This is a genomic window from Actinomadura sp. KC345 (genome assembly GCF_004348515.1).
In the GTDB taxonomy this organism is placed as follows: domain Bacteria; phylum Actinomycetota; class Actinomycetes; order Streptosporangiales; family Streptosporangiaceae; genus Spirillospora.
In genome coordinates, this window is the sequence record NZ_SMKH01000377.1 from 1 (window position 1) to 6,393 (window position 6,393).

5 protein-coding genes are annotated in these 6,393 nt (G+C 71.6%); all 5 read right to left on the reverse strand.

All coding sequences use genetic code 11. The features are described 5' to 3' along the window. The coding region (locus E1281_RS35810; protein ID WP_165959251.1) for a S8 family serine peptidase at positions 1 to 1,903 on the reverse strand (1,903 nt) is incomplete at its 3' end. Between the two features lie 286 nt (positions 1,904 to 2,189). Next, positions 2,190 to 3,857 carry a cation acetate symporter gene (locus E1281_RS35815; RefSeq protein ID WP_131884142.1) on the reverse strand — a complete coding sequence of 556 codons (1,668 nt, stop codon included), beginning with the start codon at positions 3,855 to 3,857 and terminating at the stop codon, positions 2,190 to 2,192. Then, positions 3,854 to 4,114, reverse strand: a complete 261-nt coding sequence (locus E1281_RS35820; protein WP_243717740.1) for a DUF485 domain-containing protein — start codon at positions 4,112 to 4,114, stop codon at positions 3,854 to 3,856. Before E1281_RS35820 ends, E1281_RS35815 begins: the two co-directional genes overlap by 4 nt. A 219-nt stretch (positions 4,115 to 4,333) precedes the next feature. Beyond that, entirely contained in the window at positions 4,334 to 4,618 is a 285-nt protein-coding gene (locus E1281_RS35825) for a GlsB/YeaQ/YmgE family stress response membrane protein (RefSeq protein WP_131884144.1), read from the reverse strand. Between the two features lie 450 nt (positions 4,619 to 5,068). Continuing rightward, positions 5,069 to 6,393, reverse strand: a 1,325-nt coding sequence (locus E1281_RS35835) for a cytochrome P450 (RefSeq protein WP_207943700.1), incomplete at its 5' end; no start/stop codon positions are given.

Below are 6,393 nucleotides of genomic sequence, written 5' to 3' on the forward strand. Positions count from 1 at the left end.
CGTTCAGGCCGTTGGCGTGGTGGCCGTTGCCGGTGTCATGCCCGTTCAGCGGGCCCCGCCCGTTGCGGCCGTTCGCCGCGTACTCCCCGGGGACGAAAGGGCGCAGCTCGTGCGCCATGATCGGTGGCCGGTCCGAAGCCTGCGGCTGGGGCTCGTCCAGGCCGGACGGCGTCTCGTCCTCCCGCGACGGGGCTCGCGGAGCCCCTCCGCCCAGGGGTGCGGTGTCCAGGGGCGACCCGCCCCACGCCGAGGGCTCCCCGCCGCCGCCCGAACCGTCCACCGGCGGACCGTCCCAGGAGGCGCCGGGCGAGCCTTCTGCGGGGGACGTGGCCCAGGGCGAAGCTTTCGGGGCGCCGTCCCACGAGGAGCCGTCCACGGGGACGCCGTCCCAGAGGGAGGGGTCCTCGCGTGGGAGGTCCTGCGGCGGGACGTCCGGTGCGGGCGGCCCCTGGTAGACGTCGGTGCTCTGCCAGAGCGGCGCGTTGACCGGCGCGACCTCGGGCGCCACGGCGGCGGAGCCCGGAGGTGCGGCGGCCGCGGCCGCGGGCTGGCGGGCCTCCGGCGGCGCGGTCGGCAGGCCGTAGTCGGGGACGGCGTCGGTCTCGTCGGGTTCGTCCTCCCGGCGGCCCCGCTGGCGCCAGCCGAGCACGAGCCCGAGGACGACCAGCAGCCCGCCGCCGCCGAGCACCAGCGGGAGCAGGAGGCCCGAGTCGTCCCCGGTGCTCTCCGCCGCGGGCTCGGGCGTCGGGGTCGCGGGCGGCGTCTCGATCGGCCCGCTGGACGTCTTGTTGATTTGGTGCGCGGCGTAGAGCGTCCGGAGCGCGTCGACCGTCCCGCGGCAGGTGGCCGAGCCGCTCGGGTATCCGCGACGCGCGGGCGACCCCTGGATCAGCGCCTGCCGGACCTCGGCCGGCGTCAGCCTCGGGTAGCGGGACCGGACGAGGGCGGCGACCCCGGCGACCATGGCCGAGGAGGCGCTGGTCCCCGTCCCGACGACGTAGCCGTTGCTGGCGTCGGCGCTGACGATGTCCACGCCGGGCGCGCAGACGGCGGCGTTGGAGCGCCGGTTGCTGTCCTTCCAGAGGCGCAGGCGGCGGTCGAGCGCACCGACGGCGATCACTCCGGGGTACGCGGCCGGAAAGTTCTTGCGGTTGGCGCCCGAGCCGTCGTTGCCCGCGGAGGCGATCAGGACGACGCCCTTGCCGAGCGCGTACTTGATCGCGCTCTCCTGGGACTTCGTGCCGTTGTAGAACTGCCGTCCCCCGCCGAGCGACATGTTGATGATCTGGGCGCCCTGGTCGACGGCGTAGCGGATGCCCTGGGCCACGGCGTCGCGGTCACCGCCGCCGTCCTGCTGGCCGTTGTCGCGCCGCAGCGGGTCGTCGTTCTCCAGCGTGACGCGGACGGACAGGATGCGGCTCTGCGGCGCGACGCCCATCATCCCCTGGGCCAGCCCAGGCCCGTGGCCGTGACCGGAGATGATGCTCGCCATCGACGTCCCGTGCAGGCCCCAGTAGCGGGTGCCCGGACGGCGCACTCCGCCGGTGAGGTCGGGTCCGGTGATGACCTGGCCGGTGAGGTCGGGATGGTTCTTGTCGACGCCGGTGTCGAGGACGGCGACCGTGACGCCGCGTCCCCTGGTGTACTTCCACGCCCTCGTCGTGCGCAGCGCCTGGAGGTGCCATTCACGGCCGCGGATCTGGTCGGTCGGCGCGTTGGCGAGGACCCCGGCCGCCGCGCCGCGCACCGCCCGTTCCCGCCGCGGCTCGTCGCCGGTCGCGATCGAGGCCGGGACGGCCACGGCGGCGACGAGGGTGAGCGCGGTGAGGGCCGCGGTCGTCCGGGCGCCGGGCCGGGTCGCCGGACGGGCACGCGCCGGACGGCGTCGACCGGCTTCGGACACGCCGCCGCACCTCCCTCCCCGGCAGATCGCCGCGCTGCACGGCGGGTTGACATTCTGCCACGCGAACCGGCCCCCGCCCGGGCACTCGACGCATTGGGGCACGTCCGGGACAGCGCGGGTCTTCTTGCCCACGACCTACCCGGCGATCCGCTCCGCGACCAGGCCGCAGCCTGACCGGCGGGTCCCAATACCCGCTGGTAACAAGTGCGCCGACAAATGCTAGCCCCTCCCCTGCGGCACGTCACCGTCGCCTTGGTCACCTTGGACGCCGTCGCCCGCTCCGGTGTCAGTGGGAGCCCGCGCCGGTCAGTGCTCTGACCGCCAGTTCGTCGTGGCGGTCGGGGTCGGGGTCCTCCCGTCCGAGGAGGGTTCCGGCGACCGCGCAGGCGAACCCGATCGGGATCGAGACGATACCGGGGTTCTCCAGCGGGAACAGGTGGAAGTCGACGCCCGCCGGGAACAGCGAGAGGCTCTCGCCCGTCACCGGGTCGGTCTTCCCCGACACGACCGGGGAGAAGAACACCAGGACCAGCGAGCTGATCAGCCCGCCGTAGATCCCGGCGACCACCCCGCTGGAGGTGAACCGCCGCCAGAACAGCGTCAGCACGATCGCGGGGAGGTTGGCCGCGGCGGCCATCGCGAACGCCAGCGCCACCAGGAACGCCACGTTCAGGTTCCGGGCGACGACCGCGAGGACGATGGCCAGCGAACCGACCAGGAACGCCGCGAACCGGGCCACCGCGACCTCCTGCGACTCGCGGGGACGGCCGAACATCAGCACCTGGCCGAAGTAGTCGTGCGCGAGCGACGTGGACGAGGCCAGCACCAACCCGGACACGACGGCGAGGATCGTCGCGAACGCCACCGCGCCGATGAACGCCAGCATGACGTCGCCGCCGAGGTGCCCGCCGACGTGCTCCCCGGCCGCCTGCGCGAGCTGCGGCACCGCGGTGTTGCCGGACGGGTCCTGCGCGACGATCGCCTGCCGTCCCACCAGGGCCGCGGCGCCGAACCCCAGCGCGAGCGTCATCAGGTAGAAGACGCCGACGAGCCCGATCGCCCAGGACACCGAGGTGCGGGCGGCGCGGCCGTCCGGGACGGTGAAGAACCGGTTGACGATGTGCGGCAGGCCGACCGTGCCGAGCACGAGCGCGACGGCGAGGCTGATGAAGTCGAGCTTGTTGACGATCGTCCGGTAGGCGTCGCCGGGGACGTCCTGCCCGTATCGCAGGCCGGGCCGCAGGAACGCCTCGCCCTTCCCGCTGGTGTCGGCGGCGGACCCGAGCATGGAGCTGACGTCGAACCCGAACCTGCCGAGCACCATCACCGTCAGCACGACCGAGCCGGCCATCAGCAGGACGGACTTGATGATCTGCACCCAGGTGGTGGCCTTCATCCCGCCGAACGCGACGTAGCAGATCATGAGCGCGCCCACCGCGACGATCGTCATCGTCTCGGCGGTGCCCGCGGACATCCCGAGGAACCGCTCCCCGTCGTGGATGCCGAGCAGCAACGACACCAGCGCGCCCGCCCCGACCATCTGCGCCAGCAGGTAGAACACCGACACGGTGACGGTGGAGACGACCGCCGCCCGGCGCACCGGGGCCTGCCGCCGCACCCGCTGGGACAGCACGTCCGCCATCGTGAACCTGCCCGCGTTGCGCATCATCTCGACCAGCAGCAGCGCGATCAGCCACGCGACCAGGAAGCCGATCGAGTACAGGAACCCGTCGTACCCGGACAGCGCGATGATGCCCGCGATGCCGAGGAAGGACGCGGCCGACATGTAGTCGCCGGCCAGCGCCACCCCGTTCTGCGGGCCGGAGAACGTCCGTCCGCCCGCGTAGAAGTCGTCGGCGCCCTGGGTGTTCATCCGCGCCCAGACCGTGATGCCCAGGGTGATCAGGATGAACGCGACGAAGAGCCCGAACGCCACCGCGTTGTGCTCGATCAACGGAGCTCACCGGCCAGCGGGTCCAGCCGCCGCCGCGCGTACGCCACATACGCCCAGGCCAGTGCGAACGTCGAGAGGATCTGCAGGACGCCGAGCAGCAGCGCGACGTTGACGTGGCCCGCGACCGTCCGGCCCATGAAATCCCGGGCGAACGCGGACAACCCGACATAGACCGAGTACCACCCGAGAGACATCGTGGCGATGACCAGCGCGGCCCGCCGGAACCTCCCGTTGAGCAGCCGGAACCGTTCATACACGGCTATAGACGCATAGCTCCCTACAGGTCCCGGTTCGCTCCCCCGACGCCCCGTGACCTCCACGTCCCCCGCCATCTGGCCTCCCCTGAACCGGAAATGACTCTCCGCAATGGATCGATCACTCCATGGGAGCAAAGTTTCCACGTGCGCAAACCCGGTTTGGCGAGATCATGAACGAGAAGACCGCTCCCTTTTGATCGCCCGCTGAGACGGCGCGGGTCAGCGCTCGACCTTCCGGTGTTTGCGGCGAGCCCTGAGCGCCGCGACGATCGAGACGCCGATCATGGCCAGGCCGACCTGGAACACCAGTTCGATCCAGTCGATGCCGGCGGTGGTGTCGACGCCGACCGACTGGGCGATCGCCGTCCCGATGATCGCCGCCACGATGCCGACGATCACGGTCAGGATGACGCCGATGGGCTGGCGTCCCGGCAGGAGCAGCCGCCCCAGCGCGCCGATGATCGCCCCGATGACGATCGCGGTGATGATCCCTGTGATGTTCATGCCCCTCGTGTGCCCACAAAGCGAGCGTACTCACATCGACGCAGGTCATCGCCGTCCGCGGCGTCCACACCGGCGACCCGGATGACGCAAGGCGGCCGCTGCGATCACTGTGGAAGGACGCCGACCCGCCGCTGCACGAGGACTTCCGAACGATGCCGTACGCCGCGACCGAGTCGCTCGGCGGCATCCCGCCCCACCCTTCCTGCACGACCCGTCCCGGACGGCCACCGCCTACACCCCCGAGAACCACCGGCGGCTCCGCGAGATCAAGCGGACCTACGACCCCCAGAACGTTCTCCACCGCAACCACAACATCGAACCCGCCTGAATGTCACTCCCCGGCGGCGGAGGACCGATCATCCCCGTCGCCCAAGCGGTCCTCACCACTCGCCGGAGCCCCCGGGGGCGCTGTTCCGGGGCAGTCCTGTTCCGCCGGGCCTGCGCGCGAACCTATCTGCGTGTCACTCGCATCGGAACGGGTCCGGCCGGGCGCAACGTGATTTCGGCCCGGCCGCGCACGGGCACCCCCGGAGCCAGATCAAGCCGGTGGGTTCGGCTGACGGTCGCGAGCACCAGCACGGCCTCCAGCATCGCGAACCCGGCCCCGACACAGATACGCCGACCTCCTCCGAAGGGCAGATACGCGTACCGGGGCCGGTCCGACTCCCCCATGAACCGCTCTGGCTGGAACCCTTCGGGGTTGGGCCAGAACTCCACATTCCTGTGCAGGAGATAGGGCGGGACGGCGACGGTCGACCCCGCCGGGATCCGCACACCGGCGATGTCGTCGTCCGCGAGGGTGTCGCGCTCGATCGTCCACGCCGGTGGATAGATCCGCATCGCCTCTTCGAGGACGGCGCGCGTCCAGGGCAGCCTGTCCACGTCGTCGGCCCTCGGTTCCCTCCCCCCGAGCACCTCGTCGACCTCGGCCTCCAGCCGTTCCCGCGCCGCCGGATACCGCGACAGCAACACGAACGTCCACGCCAGCGAGGCGGCGGTGGTCTCATGTCCGGCCAGCAGCAAGGTCAGAACCTCGTCGCGAAGCTCTGCTTCAGAGAACTCACCACGTTCCTTGAGCAGATGCAGGAGCGCCCCACCGGACGGCCCCTTGACGACACGCTGGACCAGCTCGTCCAACTGGCCGATCGCTCCACCCAGCCCCGGAACGCGCTGATACAACCCACGCTTGGCGGTCGCGCCCGGCAGGAACGTCCCGATGACCGTTCCACGCTGGAGAGCCTCCAGCGAACGTCCCGTCCGCCCGGCCTCCCCTGCGAGCTCACTGCCGAACAGCGCCCGCCCCACGATGTCCAGCGTCAACCGCCGCAACTCACCCGCCGCATCGAGCATCACGCCATCCGGCCACCGCTCGACGGCGGCCACGGCCGTCTCGACGATCCCGGGCGCGAACCCGACGACGTGCCGCTGCGCGAACACCGGCTGCACCACCCGCCGATGCCGCCGCCACGTCTCCCCTTCGCTGGTCAGCAGCCCGTCCCCGAGGATCGCCCGCAGCGGACGATACGTGAACGCCTTCACATAGTTGTCCTGGTTGGCGACAAGAACGCGCTCGGCGTGCTCGGGCCGCGACAACACGTAGAGTGCCCGCCCCCTGCCGAACGGCCCCCGCACGGCGTCCCCGTACCGCCGTCCAAGGGCCCCGTAAGTCCCCAGCGGATCCCGCGCCATCCGCGCCCACCACCGGCCGGCCTCAACAGCCCCCGGCCCGGCGACACGTCCACTCGTAGCCAACGCCATACGCCCCACCGTAGAAC